This is a genomic window from Microbacterium bandirmense (genome assembly GCF_037204185.1).
Classification (GTDB): Bacteria; Actinomycetota; Actinomycetes; order Actinomycetales; family Microbacteriaceae; genus Microbacterium; species Microbacterium bandirmense.
Genome location: NZ_JBBDGM010000005.1, coordinates 144,061 through 166,275 on the forward strand (window position 1 = coordinate 144,061; position 22,215 = coordinate 166,275).

The following is a 22,215-nucleotide window of genomic DNA, read 5'->3' on the forward strand; positions in this document are numbered from 1 at the left end:
CCTGATAGGGAAATGGAACGTGGCCAGTCTACGGGGGAGGGGAGCCCGCGCCGATGGCGACGGATGAGGTGGATAGACTCGCAGCCATGCACGCCCTTCTGACTGAGAACGCGACCGATGGGGTCAGCAGCCTGTACGCGATCATCTTCTCGGGTACGGGCGGGGTGCTGGCGCTGGTCTTCTACGTGCTCTACGCGGTCGCACTCTGGAAGGTGTTCACCAAGGCGGGGTACCCCGGCATCCTCGCGCTGATCCCGATCGTGAACGTCATCTTCCTGGTGAAGGTGGCGGGCATGTCGGGCTGGCTCGCGCTGCTCTACCTGATCCCCGTGGTCGGCTGGATCTTCCACATCGTGGTCTCGTTCAAGCTCGGCGACCGATTCGGCAAGGGCGGGGCGTTCTCGTTCTTCCTGCTGTGGCTGCTCTCGGTCATCGGGTTCTTCATTCTCGGGTTCGGCAGCGCCCGCTACCGGCGCGCCTGAGGTCGGCGCGTGATGGCATCCCGACTCCACCTCGTGCGCCATGGCGAGGTGCACAACCCCACCCGCGTGCTGTACGGCCGACTTCCCGACTACTACCTCAGCGATGCCGGCCGGCAGATGGCGCGGGCCGCGGCCGACTACATCGCGTCGCTGCGGCGTCCGGTCGTCGCACTGCGCTGCTCGCCGCTGGAGCGCACGCAGGAGTCGGCCGAGCCCTTCGCAGAGCTGTTCGATCTCGAGCCGGTGCTCGACGCGCGCGTCATCGAGCCGGCCAACGTCTTCGAGGGCAAGCGCATGTCCCGCGCGCTGCGCAACCCCTTGAACTGGCGCCACCTGCGTCGCCCGTCGCTGCCGAGCTGGGGGGAGCCGTACTGCTCCATCGCCGAGCGGATGCAAGAGGCGATGGACGAGGAGTGGGACGCGCATTCGGATACCGGCGCGGCGGCGCCCGACGCCAGGGCGACCGAGGGCGACATCGTGTTCGTATCGCACCAGGCCCCGATCTGGATCACGCACCTGGCGGTGGCGGGCCTGCCGCTGCGGCACGATCCGCGCACCCGGCGCTGCGCGCTGTCGAGCGTGACGAGCTTCGAGCGCGTGGGTGATGTCTGGCGGGAGGTCGACTACGCCGAACCGGCGGCGAAGGGCGTCGACCTCGGCGCAGTCTGACGCGGGTCGGCCGGGGTGACGCGGGCCGGCCCGGCTCATCCGGGCCGGCCATGATCGGCTCAGGCCACCAGCTCGCCGACGATCGATGCGCCCGCCAGCTGCCCGGCCGCCGCCGCCATCATCACCGATGCCATCGCGCCCGGCAGACTCGCACGATGCGCGATATCGCCGGCGGCCCACACGCCGGGCAGCGACGTGCGCCCGAAGTCGTCGATCTCGATGGCGCCGCTGGGCAGCATCCGCAGGTCGAGCTGCTGTGCGAACGGCGCACGCTGGCGTGCTGTGCCCGAGGTGACGAACAGCCCCGCGACCTGCACCGGCTCCCCGGCGCTGACCGTCACGCCGCCCGCGTGCGCGGCGACGGATGTGATGGGCGCGTGGTGCAGGTCCGCGCCGAGCGCGGACAGAGCGGCGGATGCCCCGGCATCGAGCTCTCCTCCGTCGAACACGGTCAGTGCATCGACGATGGGGCGCAGCATCCGCACGATGTGCTCGACCCGCGGGTCGGCGCCGAGCACGCCGACGCGGCGCCCGCTGAACTCGTGTCCGTCGCAGAACGGGCAGCTGAACGCATGCGTTCCCCAGAGCTCAGCGAGACCGGGCACGGTCGGCAGGTCGTCGATCATGCCGGTGGCGAGAACGACGCGGGTCGCGCGCTCGACGGCGCCGCCCGCGAGTGCGGCCTCGAAGCCCCCGTCCACTGCTCTGACATGCTCCACGGCGCCCTCGCGGAGCTCGACCGTGGCGTACTCGGTGAGCTGCGCCCGCGCGACGGCTCGGAAGTCCGCGGGAGCCGTGCCGTCGTTGGCCAGCACGTTGTGCATGTGCTGCACCGGCCCGTTGCGGTACTCGCCGGAATCGATGATCAGGGCCGAGCGGTGCATCCGCCCGAGCGTGAGAGCGGCCTGCAGGCCCGCGGGGCCTGCGCCGATGATGATGACCTCGCGCATGGGGATCCTCCTGAGGGGTTTCGCTTGCTATTCCCGTCAGTCTGTGACTTCATGTCAACATGAAGTCAAGTCCTGTTTCGAGATGGTCGGTCGGCGACGTCGCGGGCCGATTCGGCATGCCCACCAACGTGCTGCGGCACTGGGAGTCGGTCGGCCTGCTCTCGCCGCAGCGCGACGCGGCCGGTCGGCGTCGCTACGGCGAGGACGATGTCGTGCGGGTCGCGGTGATCCTGCGCAGCAAGGCATCGGGCATGAGCCTCGACCAGATCGCGCATCTGCTCGAGCGCGACATGGCGGGCAGACATGAGGTGCTGCAGGCGCACCTCGATGACCTCGACCGTCGGATGGCCGAGATGAAGCACTCGAAGGCGATGACCGAGCACGCGCTGCGGTGCTCATCACACGACATCTCGACCTGTCCGCGGTTCCGTGCCGAGGTGATCGACGTGCTCGACGGCTTCCCGGCATCCGAGACCGTGCCTGCGCATGCCCACGCGGATGCCCTCCGCATGGCCTGACCGCACGCCTCGATGACCGCGCATACGCGGCGCATGATGTCAGAGCGCGCATAGGAAACGTGCGTACGATTCCCAGCGTGTCCTCTTCTGTTCGCGCGCTTCGCGGTGCCCGGAGTCACCGCCTGCTGAGCTTCGCGGGAGCCGCGCTCGCCGCGGTGATCGCCATCGGCCTGAGTGCCTGCGCTCCGGACCCTGCCACCGAGGCGTTCCTGAACGGCGATGAGAAGGCCTACACCTCCGCCGACTTCCGCACGCAAGAGATCCCCGAAGCCGAGCGCGACGAGCCCGTCGAATTCGGCGGGGTCACCGAAGACGGCGAGAAATTCTCGAGCGACGACATCAGCGGCCAGGTCGCCGTGGTCAATTTCTGGTACGCGGGCTGCGGCCCGTGCCGCATCGAGGCCGACGACCTCGAAGCCGTCTGGCAGAAGCACCAGCCCGACGACGTCGCGTTCATCGGCGTGAACATCTACGACCAGCCGGCGACGGCCAAGGCGTTCGCCGAGACGTACGGCGTGACCTACCCCAGCCTGATCGACGCCACTACCGGCGAGGCGAAGCTCGCCTTCGCCAAGGTCACCCCGATCCAGGCGCCGCCGACCACCCTCGTGCTCGACAAGCAGGGGCGGGTCGCCGCGCGCATCATCGGACCCATCGACGGCACGTCGATCCTTTCGACCATCATCCAGGACGTGCTCGAGGAGAAGGCGTGACACCCGAGGCGGTGATCGGCGCCGGTGCGCTGTGGCTCGCGATCCCCCTGGCGATGCTCGCCGGGCTGGTCTCTTTCGTGTCCCCCTGTGTGCTTCCGCTGGTGCCCGGGTACCTCGGCTTCATCGGGGGAGCGGCCGGTCCTTCAGCAGATGCGGGAGCCTCGACGAACTCCGCGGGCGGCACCGCCGTACAGACCACGAAGCGCAGCCGGATGCTGCTGGGCGTGCTGCTGTTCATCCTCGGCTTCACTGTCGTGTTCGTGGCCATCACCGCTCTCAGCGGCACCTTCGGCGCGTTCGTGCTGCAGTGGTCCGGCCTGATCACACAGATCCTCGGTGTGCTGATCATCGCCATGGGCCTCGTCTTCCTCGGCTTCTTCGGCTTCGCACAGCGCGAGATGCGGATGCAGGTGAAATCGAGCACGGGCCTGATCGGCGCACCTCTGCTGGGCGTGGCGCTGGGACTGAGCTGGGCGCCCTGCATGGGGCCGACCCTGACCGCGATCGTGGCGCTCTCGTTCAACATGGGCACCCCGTGGCGGGCATCGCTGCTCGGCTTCGCCTACTCGCTGGGTCTGGGTATCCCGTTCCTGCTCGTCGCCCTCGGCTTCGGTTGGGCGACGCGCGCGATCGGATTCGTGCGTCGGCACATCCGCGTCGTCAACATCATCGGCGGCGTGCTGCTGATCGTGCTCGGTGTGCTGATGGCCACCGGCGTCTGGACCGAGATCATGTCTAACCTCACGGCGGTGATGGCCAGTGTCATCCTCCCCATCTGAGAAGAACGTCGACGGTACGTCGGCATCCACCGATCCCCGTCGCCCGGCCGACCACATCGACGCGGTCGAGACCGACGGCGACATCGTCCAGCCGCGGCTCGGGTTCGTCGGCTGGCTGCGCTGGGGCTGGCGTCAGCTGACCTCGATGCGCGTGGCACTGGTGCTGCTGCTGATCCTGGCGATCGCCGCGATTCCGGGATCGATCTTCCCGCAGCGCACCGCCGACCCGAACGGCGTCGTGCAGTACAAGCAGAACAACCCCGACGTGTTCCCGCTGCTCGACGATCTGAGCATGTTCGACGTGTACTCGTCGCCGTGGTTCTCGGCCATCTATCTGCTGCTGTTCGTCTCGCTGATCGGCTGCATCATCCCGCGCATCAAGCACCATGCGAAGGCCCTGCGCGCCCAGCCGCCGCGCACGCCTGCGCGACTGTCGCGGCTTGACGACCACCGGTCCGTCGAGCGGACCATCGACGGAGCGGATGCCGATGCTGCGGCATCCGATGCGGTCGACGTCGCCGAGAAGCAACTGAAGGCACTGGGGTACCGTGTCGCCCGCTACGATCGCGGTCGCGCCTGGTCGGTGTCGGCCGAACGCGGCTACTGGCGCGAGACCGGAAATCTGGTGTTCCACATCGCCCTGGTCGGTGTGCTGGTGACCGTCGGTATCGGCGGCGGGTACGCGTACACGGGACAGAAGGTCGTGATCGAGGGGGCGAGCTTCGTCAACACCCTGATCGACTACAACTCGATCAACCGGGGCCGCTTCGTCAGTGACGACGCCCTGCAGCCGTACGCCATCACACTCGACAAGTTCGACGTCACCTATGAGGACTTCGGCATGCCGGGCGCGGGGCAGGCCGGCAACTTCGCCGCGAACGTGACAGTGCAGCACACCGACAGTTCGACCAGCGAGGGCAAGATCGAGGTCAACCACCCCCTGCACGTCGACGGCGACAGCGTGTACCTGCTCGGCAACGGCTACGCCCCCACCATCACGGTGCGCAACGCCGAGGGTGAAGAGGTGCTGAGCCAGCCCGTGGAGTTCCTGCCGCAGGACAGCGCGATGACCTCGCTCGGCGTGGTGAAGATCACCGACGGGATGCCCGAGCAGCTCGGCATGATCGGATTCCTGTACCCGACGGTCGTCGAGCTCGAATCGGGTGCCTACGCATCCGCGCACGGGGCGCTGAACCTGCCGCTGCTGACCCTCGATGTGTATCAGGGCGACCTCGGCATCGACGGCGGCAAACCGGTGTCGGTCTTCGAGCTCGACACCGACGAGCTCGAGAAGCTCAACGGCCGCGGCACCGACGTCGAGTCGATCGAGCTGCAGCCCGGCGAGACCGCCGACCTGCCGAACGGCCTGGGCACGGTCACCTTCGAAGACGCATCGCCCGACGGCGCGAACGACACGCTGCAGTCGGTCAAGCGCTATGCGTCGCTGCAGATCCACCACGACGACTCGGCCACCTGGGTGCTCGTGTTCGCCCTGCTGGCCCTCGGAGGGCTCGGACTCGCGCTGTTCGTGCCGCGACGCCGCATGTGGGTCAAGGCGACAGCATCCGATGACGACCGCATCCACCTGGAGTACGCTGGCCTCGCGCGCGGCGAAGACCCCACCCTGGCCGCTGCCGTGGACGATCTCGTCCGCGGGCATGAGCGACTGCTCGACGGGGCCGCGCCCCGGCGCGACACCTCCGCGAAGGGAGCATGACAATGCCCGATCTCGATTCCCTGTCGATTCTGACGCTGTGGACGGCGATCGCGATCTACGCGGCGTCGTTCATTGCGTACGCCTTCGACCTCGCGCGCCGCTCGTCGGTGAGCGATGAGGCGAAGACGAGGATGCTGGTCGCCGCGGGCGGCGGCGAGGCGTCGGATGCTGCCGTCGGGGCATCCGATGGTGAAGCCGGATCAGACGCCGCGCCGGCCAGGCCGCGCTACGTCTTCGCGCGCATCGGCACGGCGCTGGCCGTGCTCGGGTTCGCGTTCCACCTGACGGCGACGCTGACCCGAGGCTTCGCCGCGGAGCGCGTGCCGTGGGCCAACCTGTACGAGTTCGCGATGATCGGCACGCTGCTGATCATGGCCGTGTATCTGGTCATGCTGCTGCGCGTCGATCTGAAGTTCCTCGGCAGCTTCATCACCGGGCTCGTGCTGGTGCTGCTGGGAGCGGCGGCGGCGAACTTCTACACCGAGGTGACGCCGCTGGTCGATCCGCTGAAGTCGGTGTGGCTGGTCATCCACGTGTTCGTCGCCTCACTGTCGACGGCCCTGTTCGCCCTCGCCTTCGCGCTGTCGATCCTGCAGCTGATGCAGACGCGGCGCGAGCGCCGGGTGGCCGAGGGCATCGAGAACGCCGGCCCCGGGTTCCTGCGCACCCTGCCGGCGGCGACGCGCCTCGAGAACATGGCGTACCGCTTCACGGTCGTCGGCTTCATCTTCTGGACCTTCACGCTCATCGCCGGTGCCATCTGGGCGCAGGACGCCTGGGGTCGCTACTGGGGCTTCGACGTCAAGGAGACCTGGACCTTCATCATCTGGGTGCTCTACGCGGGCTACATCCACGCGCGCGCGACCCGCGGCTGGCGCGGCAACCCGTCGGCGTGGCTGTCGATCACGGGCTTCGCCGCGGTGATCTTCAACTTCACGATCGTCAACGTGTTCTTCAAGGGACTGCACGCGTACAGCGGCCTGAGCTGAGCGGGGGCGGGCTCACCCGACCAGCGGGAAGACCTCGCGACGCTCGGTCGCGTCGAAGTAGGTGACGAATTCGACCTCGGAGATCGTGTCGGTCGTCGGCTCCGCGTATTCGCGCGCGAGGTCGGATGCCACGCGTGCCCAGTCCGCGGGGTCGAGCGTCTTGGCGTACACGGCCGAGAGGTGGAAGACCCACTCGTCCAGACTCAGCTCGCCGATGCGGCGCAGGTCGGTGCGCTCGAGCGCCTCGGTGAGCGAGGCATACGCGTGAGTGAGTGACGGTGTGCGCGCGAGGCGCGCGATGATGATCTGCCACGGCGCCGGGAAGGCGTCGACGGCTTCGAAGACGATCTCGATCGGATGCTGCTGCGCCGCCCACCGCCGAACGAGGTTCCGCACCTGTTCGACGCGCTCCGGCTCGTAGAGGCCTCGGAGCGTGACGTGCGCCGCGCCCGGGTACCGCACGCTGTCACCGAGCCGGTGCCGCGCGGCATCCTGCACGCGGTCGAACTCGCGCATGACCGCACCGGCGGGACGCAGCACGACGTACTGCTGTCCTTCCAGGTCGCGCAGCTGCCCGGCATCCGTCATGAAGTCGCGCGCCATGAATCGAGGCTAGCGGCGCATGATCGCTGCGCCGTGCCACGTTGCGCGCTGGTGGACGAATCCGTCGAGGCTAGGCCGTCGCGAGGGCGGTCCTGGCGCTCGTCGTGCGCCGGGTGGCGACGGCCAGCGTCGCCGCTCCGATCGACAGCACTCCCCACACGATGAGTCCGGCGGCAGCCGCACCGTCCGGTGCGATCAGTCCGGTCAGAGCCGGTGCGGTCGGCATGGCCGCCCCCAGGCTCGCGAGCCACGCGGGCACGGTCGAGATGATGCCGGTCGCCAGTGCGAGCACGCCCACCAGCGCGCTGACCCAGCGGCCGATGCCGCCGAACACCGCGACCAGCGCCTGGTTGATCGCCGCGAAAGCGACCCCCGCGAGCATGGCGAACCCGGCGAATCCCCACCAGGCCGTCGCGTCGTACTCGGCGACGATCTGCACGACCAGCGCGGCCAGCACGCCCTGTCCTGCGCCGAGGGCCGCCGCGGGCCAGAACCCGCGCAGCACCATGCCGATCGACGAGCGCCGCGAGGTGAGCGGGTTGCCGGGGACGGCGCGCAGCGCGATGAACGAGGCGAGCGCCCCGAACCACAGCACCACGGCGGTCAGCAGGGGGATGGTGGTGGGCCCGAACATGGCATCCGCGTCGGTGGACGACGCCACCGGGTTCGCGATCACCGACGAGAGCGACGTCGACTGCTCGTCGCTGAACGAGGGCAGCGAGGTCGCGGCGGTCTGCAGGCCGTCGGCGAGGTCTCCCGTGCCGGAGGCCAGGGTGCCCAGGCCGGTGGCGAGCTCGCCCGCACCTTCGCCGAGCGCGGTCGCACCGTCGCCCAGCTGGGTGGCGCCGTCGCCGAGCTGCGATGCTCCGTCAGCCAGTCCGATCGCTCCGTTGGCCGACTCCGACACGCCATCGGCGAGCTGGCCGAGACCGCTGCCGAGCTGGGTCGCCGCCGCTCCGGCGGTGCGCATCTGGTCGGCGATGGCCTTCGGCGCCTGAGTGTCGAGGGCGCTCAGGCCCTGCGCGGTGCCGGCGGCCGCCTGCTGCGCACCATCGGCGGCCTGCACGAGCTCGGGCAGGCCGCCCTGCATCTCGGTGAGTCCTGCGCACACCTGGTCGCCGATCGGGTCGACCCCCGGGGTGCGCATTCCGCACGCCGCGACCAGGTCGTCGATCCCCGACTGCACGCCCGTGACGCCGGTGGCGACGCCCGCGGTGGCATCCTTCGCGCCGTTCGCCGCCGTGAACAGCTGGTCGGGAACGATCCCGTTCTGCTCGAGCGTCGCGGCTCCTCCGATCAGCCCCTGGCCGAGCTGGGTGGCTCCGTCGCCGGCCTCGCGGGTCTTGGCCGAGATGGTTCCCAGACCGCCCGCCAGCTGAGAGGCGCCGTCCGAGAGACCGGTCGCGCCGGTGGCGATGCCGGTTGCGCCTTCGGCGAGCTTGTCGGCGCCGGCGGGGATCTCGGACGCCCCGTCGGCTGCTCCCTTCGCGCCGTTGGCGAGCTGCGCGGCGCCGTCGGCGGCCTCGCCGATCTGGTCGCCGATCGTGCTGAAGCCCACCAGCACGTTCCCGATCGTCGCCTCGCTGAGCATCGTGCCCATGGTGGATGCTGCGACCGAGGCGATCTGCTGGGTGATCAGGCCGTCGGCGACGCGGCCGTCGGGGGCGGTGGTCACGGTGATCTCGGCCTGCTCGGCACCGGCGTCGCCGGTCTGCAGGGCTGATCCCGCCGACGTCGCGTCCTCTGAGAACGACTTCGGGATCGTCACGATCGCCTGGTACTCGCCATCGGCGAGGCCGTCGGCGGCGTCGTCCTCGTTGGAGATCACCCAGGTCAGGTTCGAGTCCATCTCGTCGGAGCCCTCGACGAGCCCCGCGGCCAGCTGACGGCCGAGCGGCGTGTACTGGCCGTCGATCGTGACGGGCTTGTCGAGGTTCACCACGGCAGCGGTCATGGCGTCGAGACGCCCGGTCGGATTCTGCAGCGCTGCGACCAGGATACCGCCGACGATCGCGGGCAGCAGCAGTACGCCGATGAGCGTCAGCCAGGTGATCGGGCGCCGCGAGCGGGCGCGTTCGATGGGAAGGGTCACTTCGTCTCACTCCGTTCGCTCAGTACATCGCATGCGTTCACCTCAGTGGTGTCGGAAGTCGTGTCGTCAGCGGCGCTGGCCAGGGCAGCGCTGCTTGCTCGCCGAGGCCCCCGCTGGTCGTCGACGCCCCCTCCTGGATGCGTCGGCGCGAGGGGGCCCGGACGCGCAGAGGGGGCGCGGCGGAGGTCGGCGACGGATGCCACGGGGCGGCCGGCCTCGCTGAGGAGCAGCTGCGCAGCATCCGGGTTCGGTGTCGTGAGCACCACGGCGGTGGCCGAGCCCGCGTCGCGGAGGCGCGCGGCGACCTGGTCGCGCTCGGCGGACGTGAGGCGGTCGACGCCGTCGATGACGACGAGGCCGGTGCGCCCGCGCAGCGCTTCGGAGAGCTCGGATGCCGCATCCGCGTCACCCAGCAGGGCGATGCCCACCCGGGCTCGCACCCAGGCCGCGCGTCCGGGCAGCAGGTGCCCGTCGACGCGCAGGCGCCCGGCATCCGGCTTCACGCGGCCCGCGAGGGCCAGCGCGAGCGTGCGCAGCGAGCGCGGTGCGGCGCCGGTGACGATCAGCGATCCACCGGGCGCGAGGCGCAGGTGCGCGCGGTCGATGCCGGCGGCGTCGAGCGTGAGGTCGTCGGCGGCGAGGATGCTGTCATCGCCCGGCCACTGCTCGAGCGCGCGTTCACGCTCGACCGCTTCGCCCTCGATGTCGACGTGCGGCAGGATCTTCTCCATCCAGCGCGGGATGTGCCAGGCGCGGTCGCCGAGGATCGCCATCACCGCGGGGATCAGCGTCATGCGCACGAGGAACGCGTCGATCGCGATTCCGGCCGCGAGGCCCAGGGCGATCGGCTTCAGCGACGAGTCACCCTCGGGCACGAACGCCACGAACACGGCGAACATGATCAGCGCGGCGGCGGTGACGACGCGGGCCGAGGAGGTGAATCCCGAGCGCACGGCGCGGATCGCCGCTGCACGGCGGTTCTCCGCGACGGAGCGCGCGGGGTCGTGCACGTAGTCCTCACGCATGCGCGAGACGAGGAACACCTGATAGTCCATGGCCAGGCCGAACAGCACGCCCATCAGCACGATCGGCATGAACGAGATGATCGGTCCGGTGCGCGCCACGTGCAGCAGGTCGGCGAACCAGCCCCACTCGAACACGGCGGCCACGACGCCGAAAGACGCGACGATCGAGAGCAGATATCCGGCGGCGGCGGTGATCGGCACCCAGATCGAGCGGAACACGATCGCGAGCAGGATCAGCGAGAGGCCGATCACGAAGATTCCGAAGGGCAGCAGTGCGGCGCCCAGCTGGTCGGAGATGTCGATCGCGACGGCGGTGAAGCCGGTGACCTTCAGGTCGATGCCGTACTCGTCGAGCCACTCGTCGTGGTGCGAACGCAGTTCGCGGACCAGGTCGCTGGTCGCCGGGTCGTCTGGCGCGGTCTCGGGGATGATCTGCACGATGCCGGTGTCGGCGGTCTCATTCGGGGTGGCCAGCGCCACCTCGGCGACCCCGGGGAGCGCCGCGACCTCGTCGCCGAGGTCCTGCATCAGGGTGAGCGGGTCGGTGGAGGTGACGATCGTGCCGGTGAGGATCAGCGGGCCGTTGAAGCCGGGACCGAACTCCTCGGCGGTGAGGTCGTAGCTGACGCGCGCCTCCGAGCCCTTCGGCAGCACGCCGGCGTTGGGCAGTGCGAGGTTCAGGCTGAGCGCGGGCACCGCCACGACGCCGAGACCGAGCACGATCGCGATGGTCACGAGGATCGGACGCTTGGTGACGCCGCCGACCCAGCGGGCGGCGAAACCCTGCCGGGGGGCCGGGGCCGTGGCATCCGACTTCTCGGAGTCACTCGACTTCTCGGCCTCACTCTGCTCCCGCCCCTGCTGATCGCCGCGGCCCCCCTCTGTCGACGTGATTGAGGAGGGGCGGCGGCGCTGAGCAGGGGCGGCGGCGCGGCGCGGCCGGCGCGGGCGCCCGGCGACCCGCCCTTTCAGGAAGCCGAGCACGGCCGGCGTCAGCGTCACCGAGATGGCGACGGCGACGGCGACGGCGACGGCGGCCGCGACTCCCATGGTCGTCAGGAACGGGATGCCCGCGAAGCCGAGTCCGATGAGGGCGATGATCACGGTGATGCCGGCGAAGACCACCGCGGAGCCGGCGGTGCCGACCGCGCGGGACGCGGACTCCTCGGGGTCGATGCCCTCGCGCACCTGGTCCTGGTGACGGGCGATGATGAACAGCGCGTAGTCGATGCCGACGGCGAGGCCGAGCATCAGCGCGAGCAGTGGCGTGGTCGACGACACGGTCGCGAAAGCGGTGGCCGCGAAGATGCCGGCCATCGAGATGCCGACGCCGAGCAGAGCGGTGAGCAGTGGCATGCCGGCGACGACGAACGAGCGGAAGGTGACGATCAGCACGAGCAGGGCGATCACGACGCCGACGGCTTCGGTGAGTGTGATCGTGGGCATCGACATGGCGAACAGGTCGCCGCCGAGCGCGGTCTGCGAGCCCTCCGGCAGCTCGGCGCTGAGCTCATCGACGACATTCTGCAGGTCGGTCTTGACGCTGTCGGGAACGTCGGTGACCTGCCCGTCGAACTGCAGGCGCACGATGGCCGCCGTGTGCTCGTCGTTGACCATGCCGTCGATGTTCTCGTCGTACGGCGAGGTGACCGCCAGCACGCCGTCGAAGTCGGCGAGTTCGTCGACCGCGCCGTCGATCTCGTCGCGGTAGGCGGCATCGGTGATGTCGTCGCCGTCGGCGGCGACCACGATGAACTGCGCGTTCGTGCCGCTCACCTGGGGGAAGGTGCGCTCGAGCTGCTCGAGTCCTGCCTGCGATTCGGTGCCGGGGATGGAGAAGGCGTCGTCGGTGCCGGCGTTGAGCACCAGGGCTCCGCCGCCGACGATTCCCAGCACGATCAGCCAGCTGACGAGGACTCGCCAGGGGTGCCGGAACGACCAGCGTCCCAGGGAAGAGAGCAGAGTGGACACGCGTGCCTCCGGCGGATTCAATACACAGGTGTATTCAGTACGTACATGTATCGTAAGGGCATCTCACTCCCGCAATCTGTGCACCGGATGTGAACATAGAGTGACGTCCAGGAGGCAGCAGCCATGACATCCACAGCGACCCGCAGCAGGGAGAACACCCGCGCTCGTCTGCTCGACGCAGCCGCGCAGGTCTTCGCCGAGGCGGGTCTCGACGGGGCCACCGTCGAGGCCGTCTGCGAACGCGCCGGATTCACCCGCGGCGCCTTCTACTCCAACTTCGAGTCGAAGGACGAGCTGTTCCTCACCCTCGCCGGCACCGTCGCAGAAGAGCGCCTGAACGCCGTGCGCGAGCAGGTCACCGGCATGGCCGCCGAGGGCGCACTCGGTGACGCCGACCCCGTCGAGCTCGTGCAGCGGGTGATGGACGCCGGCGGCGACGACCGCCTCAGCGTCATGCTGATGAGCGAGATCCGCATCCGCGCGCTGCGCGACCCGGCCTTCGGCGAGGCGTTCCTCGCACAGGAGAGCGAGCTGGTGGCGAGCATCGCCGAGATCATCCGCGACATCGTCGACACGGGCGCAATCGCCCTGCGACTGGAGCCGGACCTCGCGGCTCGGCTGCTCATGATCGCGTGGGAGGGCATGACCGTGCGCGGCGCGATGGCCGCCGACGGAGAGGCTCGACTTCACGACATCGCCAGTGAGGCGCTCGGCCGGCTGGTGGAGGCGCTGACCGTCTGAGGCGTCGTTCGCGGTTTCGCGGTTTCGCGGTCAGTCTCGCGCGGCGAGAAGTGCATGGCAGCGCGCGAGCCGCTCGATCCACCAGTCCTGGCGGTCGGCGTTCGCGGCCAGCCGTTCTAGTGCGGCAGCATCCGGAGTCACACGCGCGGCCGACACCGACCCGCGCTGCGGTCGCGCCTCAGCGACGTCGTCGGCGAACAGCGCCGCCGTGCCGAGGCCGCAGTCGAAGTCGAGGGTGGGCAGGGATGCTGCCAACGCGGCGCCCTGGGCGAGTCCGACGGCCGTGTCCAGTGCGCTGGAGATCACTGCTGGCAGCCCCGTCGCGGCGACGATCTGCAGTGCGTGCCGGATGCCGCCGAGCGGCTGCGCCTTGATGACGATGAGGTCAGCGGCCTTCGCCCGCGCGACCGCGAGCGGGTCGCCGGACTTGCGGATGCTCTCGTCGGCGGCGATCAGGATGCCCTTGTGCTTGACGCGGTAGCGCAGCTCGGCCAGCTCGGGCACGGTGGCGCAGGGCTGCTCGGCGTACTCCAGGTCGAACTCGGCCATGGCATGGATGGCGTGCTCGGCCTCGTCGAGGTTCCAGGCGCCGTTCGCGTCGATGCGGATGCGGCCCTCGGGTCCCATTCCCTCGCGCACGGCCCGCACGCGGGCGATGTCGTCGGACAGCTGCTGGCCGCGCTCGGCGACCTTGACCTTGGCCGTGCGGCACCCGTCGAATCGGGCCAGCACCTGGGACACGCGACCCGCTTCGACGGCGGGGACTGTGGCATTCACCGGGATGCGCTCGCGCAGCGGCGACGGCTGCTCGTTCCACGCGAAGTCGATGGCCGCGGCCAGCCAGGTCGCGGCCTCGGCGTCGTCGTACTCGACGAACGGCGAGAACTCCGCCCACCCCTGCGGGCCCTCGAACAGCAGAGCCTCGCGGGTGTCGACGCCGCGGAACCGCGTGTTCATCGGCAGCGCGACCACGCGGGCGGTGGCGAGCAGGTCATCGATCGCAGGCGTCATGCGTCCATCATGCCCGTCTGCTGCACACAACTCCGGAGAAATCTGCGGGTCGGACCCGATTCCGACTGCTGGGTGGTCGATCCGGTGGATTCTTCCGGAGTTCTGAACGTGCGCCGGCCCGACCCACGCCTCACATTGATGTGCAATTGACAATGGTGTGCGACACACATTATCGTCGTGAACATGACCGAACCGGATTTCGATGTACACCTGCAGGAACTGCGGCGCGGCACGATCGTGCTCGCGAGTCTGCAGCTGCTGCGGACGCCGGGCTACGGCTACGGGCTCCTCGAGCAGCTGACGTCCGCCGGCTTCCCCACCGACGCGAACACGCTCTACCCCCTGCTGCGCCGCCTTGAGAAGCAGGGGTACCTCGACAGCGAGTGGAACACCGACGAGGCCCGCCCGCGCAAGTTCTACCGCACCTCACCGGCAGGCGTCCGCCTCGCCGCGACCATGACGCAGGAGGTCGCGGCCATCGCTGCCGCGACCGCCGCCCTTCCCACTGGAGATTGACATGACCGCCACGCTCACCGAACGCTATATCGCCGCGACCGTCCGCAGCCTTCCGCCCGGCCTCCAGACCGAGGTGCGCGACGAGCTCGATGCCTCGATCGCGGATGCCGTCGCTGCCCGCACCGATCAGGGCGAAGCGCACGAGGCTGCTGAGCGCAGCGTGCTGACCGAGCTCGGCGATCCCGGCAGCCTCGCCGCAGGCTACGCCGACCGCCCCCTGCACCTGATCGGGCCGAAGTACTACCTCATGTGGTGGCGACTGCTGAAGCTGCTGCTCGCCATCGTGCCGGCCTGCGCGGCGGTGGGCGTCGCCATCGCCGGGATGGTGGCGAACGATCCCGTCGGCACCATCATCGGCGAGGTCGTGGTGGTCATCATCGGCACGATCGTGCATGTGGGGTTCTGGACGACTGTCGTGTTCGCGGTGCTCGAGCGCACCGGAGCAGACATGGGGATTCGCTGGTCGGTCGACTCGCTGCCCGAGCCGCAGGAGTCCGGCGCCAGCCGTGGCGATCTCATCGCTTCGCTCATCATGCTCGGAGCCTTCGCGGCGGCACTGCTGTGGGACCACTTCATCGGTCTCGTCCTGATCGGTGACGGCCGTGTCGACGTCGGCGTGGGGCTGGGGTCGCAGACGACGGTGCTCTCCGTGCTCGATCCGCAGCTGTGGCCGTGGTGGACGGGCGCCGCCCTGGTGATCATCGGCGTCGAGGCCGCGATCGCGGTCGCGGTGTTCGTCCGACGCGGGTGGACGCCCGTGCTCGCCGTCGTGAACACCGTCACCGCCATCGTGTTCGCCGCGGGTGCGCTGTATCTGGTCGTCGCCGACCGCCTGCTCAATCCCGCGTTCGTCGATGCGACGCTGGGACGCGACGATGTGCCCGGTGAGGTCGGCCGCATCCTGGCGATCATCCTGGCCGTCGTCATCGTCGGAGTGGCGACGTGGGACATCATCGACGGCTGGCTGAAGGTGCGCCGCGCGCGAGCCGCGAGGATCAGCCGGATCGCCCGCTGAGGGCATCCGACGCATCTTCAGTCGCGACCGGCCCGGGTCGCAGAAAGTGCCGCTTCGCGCATCGCGAAGCGGCACTTTCTGCGACGGGAACAGCCGCAGGCGTGCGCCAAGCGGCAGAAACTGCGACCGGAACGGCCGCCGCGTCAGCCGGCCGTCACCGACTCCAGTGCCACGGGAGTCTTGGGTGCGCCGTCGGGCTGGCCCGACTCGGTGCCGGCCTCGGCGACGTCGGCGACGACCTTCACGCTGGCCTCGTCGAGGTGACCGAAGACGGTGTACGACGGCGCCAGCTGGGTGTCGGCGTACACGACGAAGAATTGCGAGCCGTTCGTGTCGGGGCCCGCGTTGGCCATCGCCAGCGTGCCGGCCTCGTAAGTCTCAGAGCCGCTGAGCTCGTCGGCGAACGAATACCCGGGGCCGCCGGTTCCGGTGCCCGTCGGGTCGCCGCACTGCAGCACGAAGATGCCCTGCGTCGTCAGACGGTGGCAGTTCGTGCCGTCGAAGTACCCCTGCTCGGCCAGCGAGAGGAAGCTGTTGGTCGTGCAGGGCGCGGCATCCGCATCCAGCGTCACGGCGAGGTCACCGACGCTCGTCGTGATCGTCACCGGCACCTGTCCGCTGGCCGTCGGCACGGTGTCGGGCAGGTCGACCGCCCGCGACGCCGGGCGCGCGTCGGTCGAATAGCTGCATTCGCCGGATGCCACGGGCGCGTCGCTCTGAGACGGGGCCGCAGCCGGAGCATCCGGGGCATCCGGAGTCGACGCGCAGCCGGTCAGCGCGAGCGCGGCAGCGGCGGTGAGGGCGAGCAGGGAACGATGCAGGCGCGATGATGTCAGAGGCACGCCACGATCGTACGCGACGCCGCTCGCCGGTTCCGACGACGGTACTGTGTGGTCATGAGCACCGCGGCAGAGATGCTGAGCGACCTGCGTGCTGTGGCCGACCCGCTGGCACATCCGAACCGGCACTACAAGGGGCACGGCGGAGTGCTGGGCGTGCGGATGGGCACGCTGTTCGACATAGCGAAGCACCGCAGTCGAACGACGCCCCTCGACGAGGTCGAGAAGCTGCTCGACGAGCGGGCGTACGAACCGCGCCTGGCAGCATTCTGCGTGCTGGATTTCCAAGTGCGTCGTCCGGGTATGCCGGACGTCGAGCGGGAGGAGCGCTGCGAACTGTATCTGCGTCGGCACGACAGCATCGACTCCTGGGACATGGTGGATCGCGCCGCTCCGCGGGTGGTCGGCGCCTTCCTGCGGAATCGGTCGCGCCAGCCGCTGTTCGCGCTCGCCGCCGCATCCGATCCGCTGCGTCGTCGTACGGCGATGACTGCGCCGCTCGTCTACACCCGGCCCGCGCACCGGCCCGGGATCATCGATCTGCTGCGCCTGGCCGAACTGCTCGCGGACGACCGTGATCCGCTGGTCGCCAAGCCCGTCGGCATCGCACTCAAGCATGCGGGCGCTGTCGCCCCTGACGAAGTGCGCGCGTTTCTGGAGCGCATGGGCGACCGGTTGCCGGCACCGGTGCGCCGCGAGGCGAGGGCGAAACTGCCGCCGCACGAGCGTGCGCAATAGGGTGGATGGCGTGACCTCAGCATCCGTCTCCGATCTCTTCGACCCCGCCGAATGGACCCTCGCGCCCGGAGCCGAGGGATACACCGACATCACCGCGCACGTCTCGCTCGACGGGCGCATCGCCCGCATCGCGTTCGACCGGCCCGAGGTGCGCAACGCCTTCCGTCCGCACTCGGTCGACGAGCTCTACCGTGCGCTCGACATCGCCCGGCAGGATCCGCGGATCGGCGTGGTGCTGCTCACTGGCAACGGCCCGAGCGCGAAGGACGGCGGGTGGGCGTTCTGCTCGGGCGGCGACCAGCGGATCCGAGGCCGTGACGGGTACAAGTACAGCGCCGAAGAGACGAGCGTGCAGGATCCGGCGCGCGCCGGCCGCCTGCACATCCTCGAGGTGCAGCGTCTGATCCGGTTCATGCCGAAGGTCGTCATCGCGGTCGTCCCCGGCTGGGCGGCCGGTGGCGGGCACTCGCTGCACGTGGTCTGCGACCTGACGATCGCGTCGGCCGAGCACGGCCGGTTCAAGCAGACGGATGCCGATGTGGGCAGCTTCGACGCCGGATACGGCTCCGCGTACATGGCCCGCCAGACCGGCCAGAAGTTCGCCCGCGAGGTGTTCTTCCTCGCCGAGGAGTACTCCGCGCAGCGCGCGCACGAGATGGGTGCGGTCAACCGCGTCGTCTCGCACGAGTCGCTCGAGCGCGAGGCGATCGCGATGGCGCGCACGATCCTGACGAAGTCTCCGACGGCGATTCGGATGCTGAAATTCGCGTTCAACGCCGTGGACGACGGCATGGTCGGCCAGCAGGTGTTCGCCGGCGAGGCGACCCGCCTGGCCTATGGCACCGATGAGGCCGTCGAGGGCCGCGACTCGTTCCTCGAGAAGCGCGCCCCCGACTGGTCGCCCTTCCCCTACCACTTCTAGCCCGCCCCCTTTCCGTTCCGGAACGAGATGGAGGACGCGGTGAGACTGCAGCCACTGGCCGGCGATGATCCCCGGGAGGTGCTCGAGGGCATCCGCTCGGCGCTCGCCGGGGGACCGGCGCTGGGACTGGGCATGCTGCCGACCCACACCGACGAGGTGCCGGAGGGCACCGCGGTGGTGATCGCCACCTCGGGATCGAGCGGCGTGCCGAAACAGGTGGTGCTCAGCGCCGATGCCCTGCGGGCGAGCGCTCACGCGACCGCGGCCCGGGTCGGCTCGGGGCGCTGGGTGCTGGCGCTGCCTGCCGGGTATGTCGCGGGGCTGCAGGTGCTGGTGCGCTCGCTGCTGGCGGGCACCCACCCCGTGATGCTCGAGGGACGATTCAGCCCCGAGGGGTTCGCCGCGGCCACCCTGCAGCACACCGGTGGCCCTGAGCTGTACACATCGATGGTGCCCGCCCAGCTGACCACACTGCTCGATGCGGCCGCTGACCCGGTCGTGCTCGCGGCGCTGCGCGCCTACCGGGCCGTGCTCGTGGGCGGGCAGGCGCTGCCGGCCCACATCGCCGACCGGGCTCTCGAACTGGGGGTGGCGCTCGTGCGCACCTACGGCGCGAGCGAGACCAGCGGAGGGTGCGTGTACGACGGGGTGCCCCTCGACGGCGTCACGGTGCGCGAGATCGACGGCGAGCTGCGCATCGCCGGGCCGATGCTGGCCGACGGCTACCTGGGCGACGCGACGCTCACCGAGAGGGCGTTCGTCGTGGATGACCGTGGCGAGCGCTGGTATCGCACGGGCGATCACGGTGTGGTCGAAGACGGCGTGGTGCGCGTGCACGGCCGCATCGACAACGTCATCGTGTCGGGCGGCATCAACATCTCGCTCGACAGGGTGGAGCGGATCGTGCGCGGCGTACCGGGTCTGGAGCAGGCGGTCGTCGTGGGCGTGCCGGACCACCAGTGGGGCGAGGCGTCGGTGATCTTCGCACCGGCATCGGGTCGGGACGGGGCTCGGATGCTGGAGGACGCCCGCGCACGTGTGGCCGCCGAGATCGGCCGGCATGCGCGTCCGATGATGATCGAGACCTCGATGCAGATGCCGCTGCTGAGCTCGGGCAAACCCGACCGCGAGGCCATCCGCCGGCTCGTCACGGACTGAGCCCGGGCTGCGGCAGACTGGTGCGCATGGCCGTCTACACGCATGGGCACCACGATTCGGTGCTGCGATCGCACAACACCCGCACCATCGCGAACTCGGCGGCCTACCTCGAGCCGCTCCTCAGCGCTGACGCGCACCTGCTCGATGTCGGAGCGGGGCCGGGCACGATCACGGTCGACTTCGCCGGGCGGGTCAGGCGCGCGACGGCGACCGAGATCAACACCGACGCCCTGAGCCTGTCGCAGAAGCTCGCCGCCGAGCGCGGCGCCGGCAACATCGACTTCTCGGTCGAGGACGTGCATGCACTGAGCTTCGACGACGACACGTTCGACATCGTGCACGCGCACCAGGTGCTGCAGCACGTCGTCGACCCGGTGCAGGCGCTGCGCGAGATGCGCCGCGTCGCCAAACCAGGAGGCGTCGTCGCGGCGCGGGATGCCGACTATGCGGGGTTCCACTGGTTCCCGCTGATTCCCGAGCTCGACGAATGGCTGCGGCTGTATCGCGCGGCGGCGCGGGCGAACGGCGGTGAGCCGGATGCCGGCCGCCGGCTGCTGTCGTGGGCGCGGGCAGCCGGCTTCACGGAGGTCACGGCGACAGCATCCACCTGGTGCTACGCGACACCCGAGGAGCGCGCCTGGTGGGGCGGGATGTGGGCCGACCGCATCCTGGAATCCGCCCTCGCGCACCAGCTGCAGCGCGACGGCCTGGCGACCCGCGACCAGCTGCAGCAGATCAGCGACGCGTGGCGCTCCTGGGCCGACGACGGCGACGGCTGGTACCTCGTGCCGCACGGCGAGGTGCTCTGCCGGAGCTGACGCCCGGGTCTGAAGGCGCACCGCCGGATACATCCCCAGGCGGATGCTGCACATCGACAGTTCCCGTAGCGTGAGAGCGTGTTCCGTCCCATCTCGCGCACCTGGCTCGCGCTCGACATCGTGGGCAGCGTGTTCGGCCTGCTGGTCACGCTGCCGCTGTCGTTCGTGCTCGGCACCGGGTCGCTCAGCGCATGGATGCAGCCGGAGTGGCTCGCCATCACGGTGCATCTCGTCATCGGCACCGTCCTGTGGGGCGCCGCGGCCATCGCCCGGATCGCGCCCGCACTCGCGCTGATCATCGCGTGGATCGGCGCGGCCGCGCAGATGGCCTTCGGATTCCCGCCGGTGCCGTTCGACATCGCCGTCTTCGTGGTGCTGTTCGGCACGGCCGCGTGGGGGTCGCGCCGGCTGCTGTGGATCGGCGGCGCATCGGCGCTCGCCGGTGGCATCGTCGCAGGTCTGTACATGGGACTGCTTCAGGTCGATCTGCTGCGGGAGTCGCCGCCTGATGTGCTGACGCGCGTGGCCCTGGTCGCGCTGCTGATGGGCACCACGGTCGGCTTCGCGCTGGTCATCGCGTGGGGCGCCGGTCTGCTGTGGCGGGTCGTGCGGCACGGACGCGAGACGCGCGAGGCGCAGCTGCGCGCAGAGGCCGTCGCCTCTGAAGAGCAGGAGCGGGTGCGCATCGCGCGCGACATGCACGACGTGGTGGCGCACTCGCTCGCCGTGGTGATCGCTCAGGCCGACGGCGCGCGCTACGCCGCGGCCGCCGACCCCGGGATCGCGCAGCAGGCGCTGGGCACGATCGCGACGACGGCCCGCTCCGCGCTGTCGGATGTGCGGATGCTGCTCACCCAGCTCCGGCACCGCCAGGGCGACGGCCCGCAGCCGACACTCGCCGACCTCGAGACCCTGTTCGCGCAGGTGCGGCAGGCCGGTGTGGAGCCGCGGGTGACCGTGGACCCGATGCCCCCGGGCGAGCCGCCGGGGGCGATCCAGCTGGCTGTGTACCGAATCCTGCAGGAGGCGCTCACCAACGCGCTCAGGCACGGCGACGGCGGGGTCGACGTGCGGCTGTCGTGGCTGGCCGACCGCGTGGAGATCGTGGTGAGCAACGGCTTCGGCACCGCCGCCAGGCCACCCGCGGGCGGGCACGGACTGATCGGAATGCGCGAACGGGCGCAGCTGGTGGGCGGTACGCTCGTGGCCGGACCGGATTCCGGTTCGTTCGTCGTCAGGGCCACCCTGCCGATCGGGTCGGCCCTCGCGCGCTGACCCGCCGTCGACCCGCAGGAGGTCCCCATGATCAAGGTCGTGCTCGTCGACGACCAGGCACTGTTCCGGGCGGGCATCCGCATGCTCGTCGCGTCGCAGCCCGACATGGACGTCGTCGGCGAGGCCGGCGACGGCCGGGAGGCGCTCGAGGTGGTCGCCCGCACGCGGCCCGACGTGGTGCTGATGGACATCCGGATGCCCGTGATGGACGGCCTGACCGCGACCGCCGAATTGCTGAAGCAGCCCGCCGCGCCGCGCATCGTGATGCTCACGACGTTCGACCTCGACGAGGCCGCAGCAAGGGCGATCCAGCAGGGGGCGAGCGGCTTCCTGCTGAAGGACGCCGACCCCGAGTTCCTGCTCGCCGCGATCCGCACCGTGGATTCGGGGTCGAGCGTGATCGCGGCAGCGGCGACGCGCGACCTGTTCGCGCACTTCACCGCCGAGACCAAGCCGGTGCCGCCCCAGTACGGCGAGCTCACCGACCGCGAGCGGGAGATCTTCGCGCTCGCCGCCCGTGGGCTGTCGAACTCCGAGATCGCCGCGCGGGAGTTCCTGAGCGAGGCCACGGTCAAGACGCACATCAGCCGCATCCTGCAGAAGCTGATGCTGCGCGACCGCGTGCAGCTGGTGGTGTTCGCCTTCGAGCACGGGCTCGCCTGACCCACTCAGGC

22 protein-coding genes are annotated in these 22,215 nt (G+C 70.0%); 16 read left to right on the plus strand and 6 right to left on the minus strand.

Annotation, left to right across the window (positions count from 1 at the left end; all coding sequences use genetic code 11):
- Window positions 1-86: 86 nt before the first annotated feature.
- Both WDU99_RS07505 and WDU99_RS07510 read left to right on the plus strand, forming a co-directional pair.
- Window positions 87-482 (plus strand): DUF5684 domain-containing protein, encoded by a 396-nt coding sequence (locus WDU99_RS07505; protein ID WP_337331826.1) that lies wholly within the window; start codon window positions 87-89, stop codon window positions 480-482.
- Between the two features lie 9 nt (window positions 483-491).
- Window positions 492-1,151 carry a histidine phosphatase family protein gene (locus tag WDU99_RS07510; protein WP_337331827.1) on the plus strand — a complete coding sequence of 220 codons (660 nt, stop codon included), beginning with the start codon at window positions 492-494 and terminating at the stop codon, window positions 1,149-1,151.
- Between the two features lie 59 nt (window positions 1,152-1,210).
- Here the strand turns inward: WDU99_RS07510 and WDU99_RS07515 are convergent, their stop codons facing one another.
- The gene (locus WDU99_RS07515) at window positions 1,211-2,101 is read right to left on the minus strand and encodes an NAD(P)/FAD-dependent oxidoreductase (protein WP_337331828.1); all 891 of its coding nucleotides are present in this window, start codon (window positions 2,099-2,101) and stop codon (window positions 1,211-1,213) included.
- A 59-nt stretch (window positions 2,102-2,160) separates the two neighbouring features.
- Here WDU99_RS07515 and WDU99_RS07520 point away from each other — a divergent pair, with 59 nt between their 5' ends.
- From WDU99_RS07520 to ccsB, 5 genes are all read left to right on the plus strand, one after another.
- Window positions 2,161-2,619 (plus strand): MerR family transcriptional regulator, encoded by a 459-nt coding sequence (locus WDU99_RS07520; protein ID WP_337331829.1) that lies wholly within the window; start codon window positions 2,161-2,163, stop codon window positions 2,617-2,619.
- A 77-nt stretch (window positions 2,620-2,696) separates the two neighbouring features.
- Window positions 2,697-3,332 carry a TlpA family protein disulfide reductase gene (locus WDU99_RS07525; RefSeq protein WP_337331830.1) on the plus strand — a complete coding sequence of 212 codons (636 nt, stop codon included), beginning with the start codon at window positions 2,697-2,699 and terminating at the stop codon, window positions 3,330-3,332.
- Window positions 3,329-4,111, plus strand: a complete 783-nt coding sequence (locus WDU99_RS07530; RefSeq protein ID WP_337331831.1) for a cytochrome c biogenesis CcdA family protein — start codon at window positions 3,329-3,331, stop codon at window positions 4,109-4,111. Before WDU99_RS07525 ends, WDU99_RS07530 begins: the two co-directional genes overlap by 4 nt.
- A complete protein-coding gene (gene resB, locus WDU99_RS07535; RefSeq protein WP_337331832.1) occupies window positions 4,092-5,828 on the plus strand; it encodes a cytochrome c biogenesis protein ResB in 1,737 nt (578 codons plus the stop codon). Before WDU99_RS07530 ends, resB begins: the two co-directional genes overlap by 20 nt.
- A 2-nt stretch (window positions 5,829-5,830) precedes the next feature.
- Window positions 5,831-6,817: a c-type cytochrome biogenesis protein CcsB gene (gene ccsB, locus WDU99_RS07540; protein ID WP_337331833.1), complete on the plus strand. Its 987-nt coding sequence runs from the start codon at window positions 5,831-5,833 to the stop codon at window positions 6,815-6,817.
- Window positions 6,818-6,829: 12 nt separating this feature from the next.
- On the opposite strand, the gene WDU99_RS07545 is transcribed toward ccsB, so the two are convergent.
- The 3 genes from WDU99_RS07545 to WDU99_RS07555 all read right to left on the minus strand — a co-directional run bounded on the left by WDU99_RS07545 (window position 6,830) and on the right by WDU99_RS07555 (window position 12,508).
- Window positions 6,830-7,420: a 2'-5' RNA ligase family protein gene (locus tag WDU99_RS07545; RefSeq protein ID WP_337331834.1), complete on the minus strand. Its 591-nt coding sequence runs from the start codon at window positions 7,418-7,420 to the stop codon at window positions 6,830-6,832.
- Between the two features lie 70 nt (window positions 7,421-7,490).
- Window positions 7,491-9,512 (minus strand): YhgE/Pip domain-containing protein, encoded by a 2,022-nt coding sequence (locus WDU99_RS07550; RefSeq protein ID WP_337331835.1) that lies wholly within the window; start codon window positions 9,510-9,512, stop codon window positions 7,491-7,493.
- Complete coding sequence (locus WDU99_RS07555; RefSeq protein WP_337331836.1) at window positions 9,509-12,508, minus strand: MMPL family transporter; 3,000 nt, start codon at window positions 12,506-12,508, stop codon at window positions 9,509-9,511. The genes WDU99_RS07550 and WDU99_RS07555 overlap by 4 nt, the downstream gene beginning before the upstream one ends.
- 123 nt (window positions 12,509-12,631) lie before the next feature.
- On the opposite strand from WDU99_RS07555, the gene WDU99_RS07560 reads away from it, so the two are divergent.
- Window positions 12,632-13,249: a TetR/AcrR family transcriptional regulator gene (locus WDU99_RS07560; RefSeq protein ID WP_337331837.1), complete on the plus strand. Its 618-nt coding sequence runs from the start codon at window positions 12,632-12,634 to the stop codon at window positions 13,247-13,249.
- A gap of 30 nt (window positions 13,250-13,279) precedes the next feature.
- Here WDU99_RS07560 and WDU99_RS07565 read toward each other — a convergent pair whose 3' ends face one another.
- Window positions 13,280-14,260, minus strand: a complete 981-nt coding sequence (locus WDU99_RS07565; protein WP_337331838.1) for an o-succinylbenzoate synthase — start codon at window positions 14,258-14,260, stop codon at window positions 13,280-13,282.
- Between the two features lie 183 nt (window positions 14,261-14,443).
- Between WDU99_RS07565 and WDU99_RS07570 the strand changes: the two genes are divergently transcribed.
- Together WDU99_RS07570 and WDU99_RS07575 are read left to right on the plus strand one after the other, a co-directional pair.
- Window positions 14,444-14,776 (plus strand): PadR family transcriptional regulator, encoded by a 333-nt coding sequence (locus WDU99_RS07570; RefSeq protein WP_337331839.1) that lies wholly within the window; start codon window positions 14,444-14,446, stop codon window positions 14,774-14,776.
- A 1-nt stretch (window position 14,777) separates the two neighbouring features.
- Complete coding sequence (locus WDU99_RS07575) at window positions 14,778-15,791, plus strand: permease prefix domain 1-containing protein (protein ID WP_337331840.1); 1,014 nt, start codon at window positions 14,778-14,780, stop codon at window positions 15,789-15,791.
- Between the two features lie 143 nt (window positions 15,792-15,934).
- Here the strand turns inward: WDU99_RS07575 and WDU99_RS07580 are convergent, their stop codons facing one another.
- Entirely contained in the window at window positions 15,935-16,633 is a 699-nt protein-coding gene (locus tag WDU99_RS07580) for a peptidylprolyl isomerase (protein ID WP_337331841.1), read from the minus strand.
- Between the two features lie 54 nt (window positions 16,634-16,687).
- Here WDU99_RS07580 and WDU99_RS07585 point away from each other — a divergent pair, with 54 nt between their 5' ends.
- The 6 genes from WDU99_RS07585 to WDU99_RS07610 all read left to right on the plus strand — a co-directional run bounded on the left by WDU99_RS07585 (window position 16,688) and on the right by WDU99_RS07610 (window position 22,204).
- A complete protein-coding gene (locus WDU99_RS07585; protein ID WP_337331842.1) occupies window positions 16,688-17,368 on the plus strand; it encodes a DNA alkylation repair protein in 681 nt (226 codons plus the stop codon).
- Window positions 17,369-17,378: 10 nt separating this feature from the next.
- Entirely contained in the window at window positions 17,379-18,290 is a 912-nt protein-coding gene (locus WDU99_RS07590; RefSeq protein ID WP_337331843.1) for a 1,4-dihydroxy-2-naphthoyl-CoA synthase, read from the plus strand.
- 39 nt (window positions 18,291-18,329) lie between these two features.
- On the plus strand, window positions 18,330-19,448 hold the full coding sequence (locus WDU99_RS07595) for an AMP-binding protein (protein WP_337331844.1): 1,119 nt from the start codon (window positions 18,330-18,332) through the stop codon (window positions 19,446-19,448).
- A gap of 26 nt (window positions 19,449-19,474) precedes the next feature.
- Entirely contained in the window at window positions 19,475-20,266 is a 792-nt protein-coding gene (locus tag WDU99_RS07600) for a class I SAM-dependent methyltransferase (RefSeq protein WP_337331845.1), read from the plus strand.
- Between the two features lie 78 nt (window positions 20,267-20,344).
- Complete coding sequence (locus WDU99_RS07605) at window positions 20,345-21,541, plus strand: sensor histidine kinase (RefSeq protein WP_337331846.1); 1,197 nt, start codon at window positions 20,345-20,347, stop codon at window positions 21,539-21,541.
- A 27-nt stretch (window positions 21,542-21,568) separates the two neighbouring features.
- Window positions 21,569-22,204, plus strand: a complete 636-nt coding sequence (locus WDU99_RS07610) for a response regulator transcription factor (RefSeq protein ID WP_337331847.1) — start codon at window positions 21,569-21,571, stop codon at window positions 22,202-22,204.
- The last annotated feature ends 11 nt before the right edge of the window (window positions 22,205-22,215 follow it).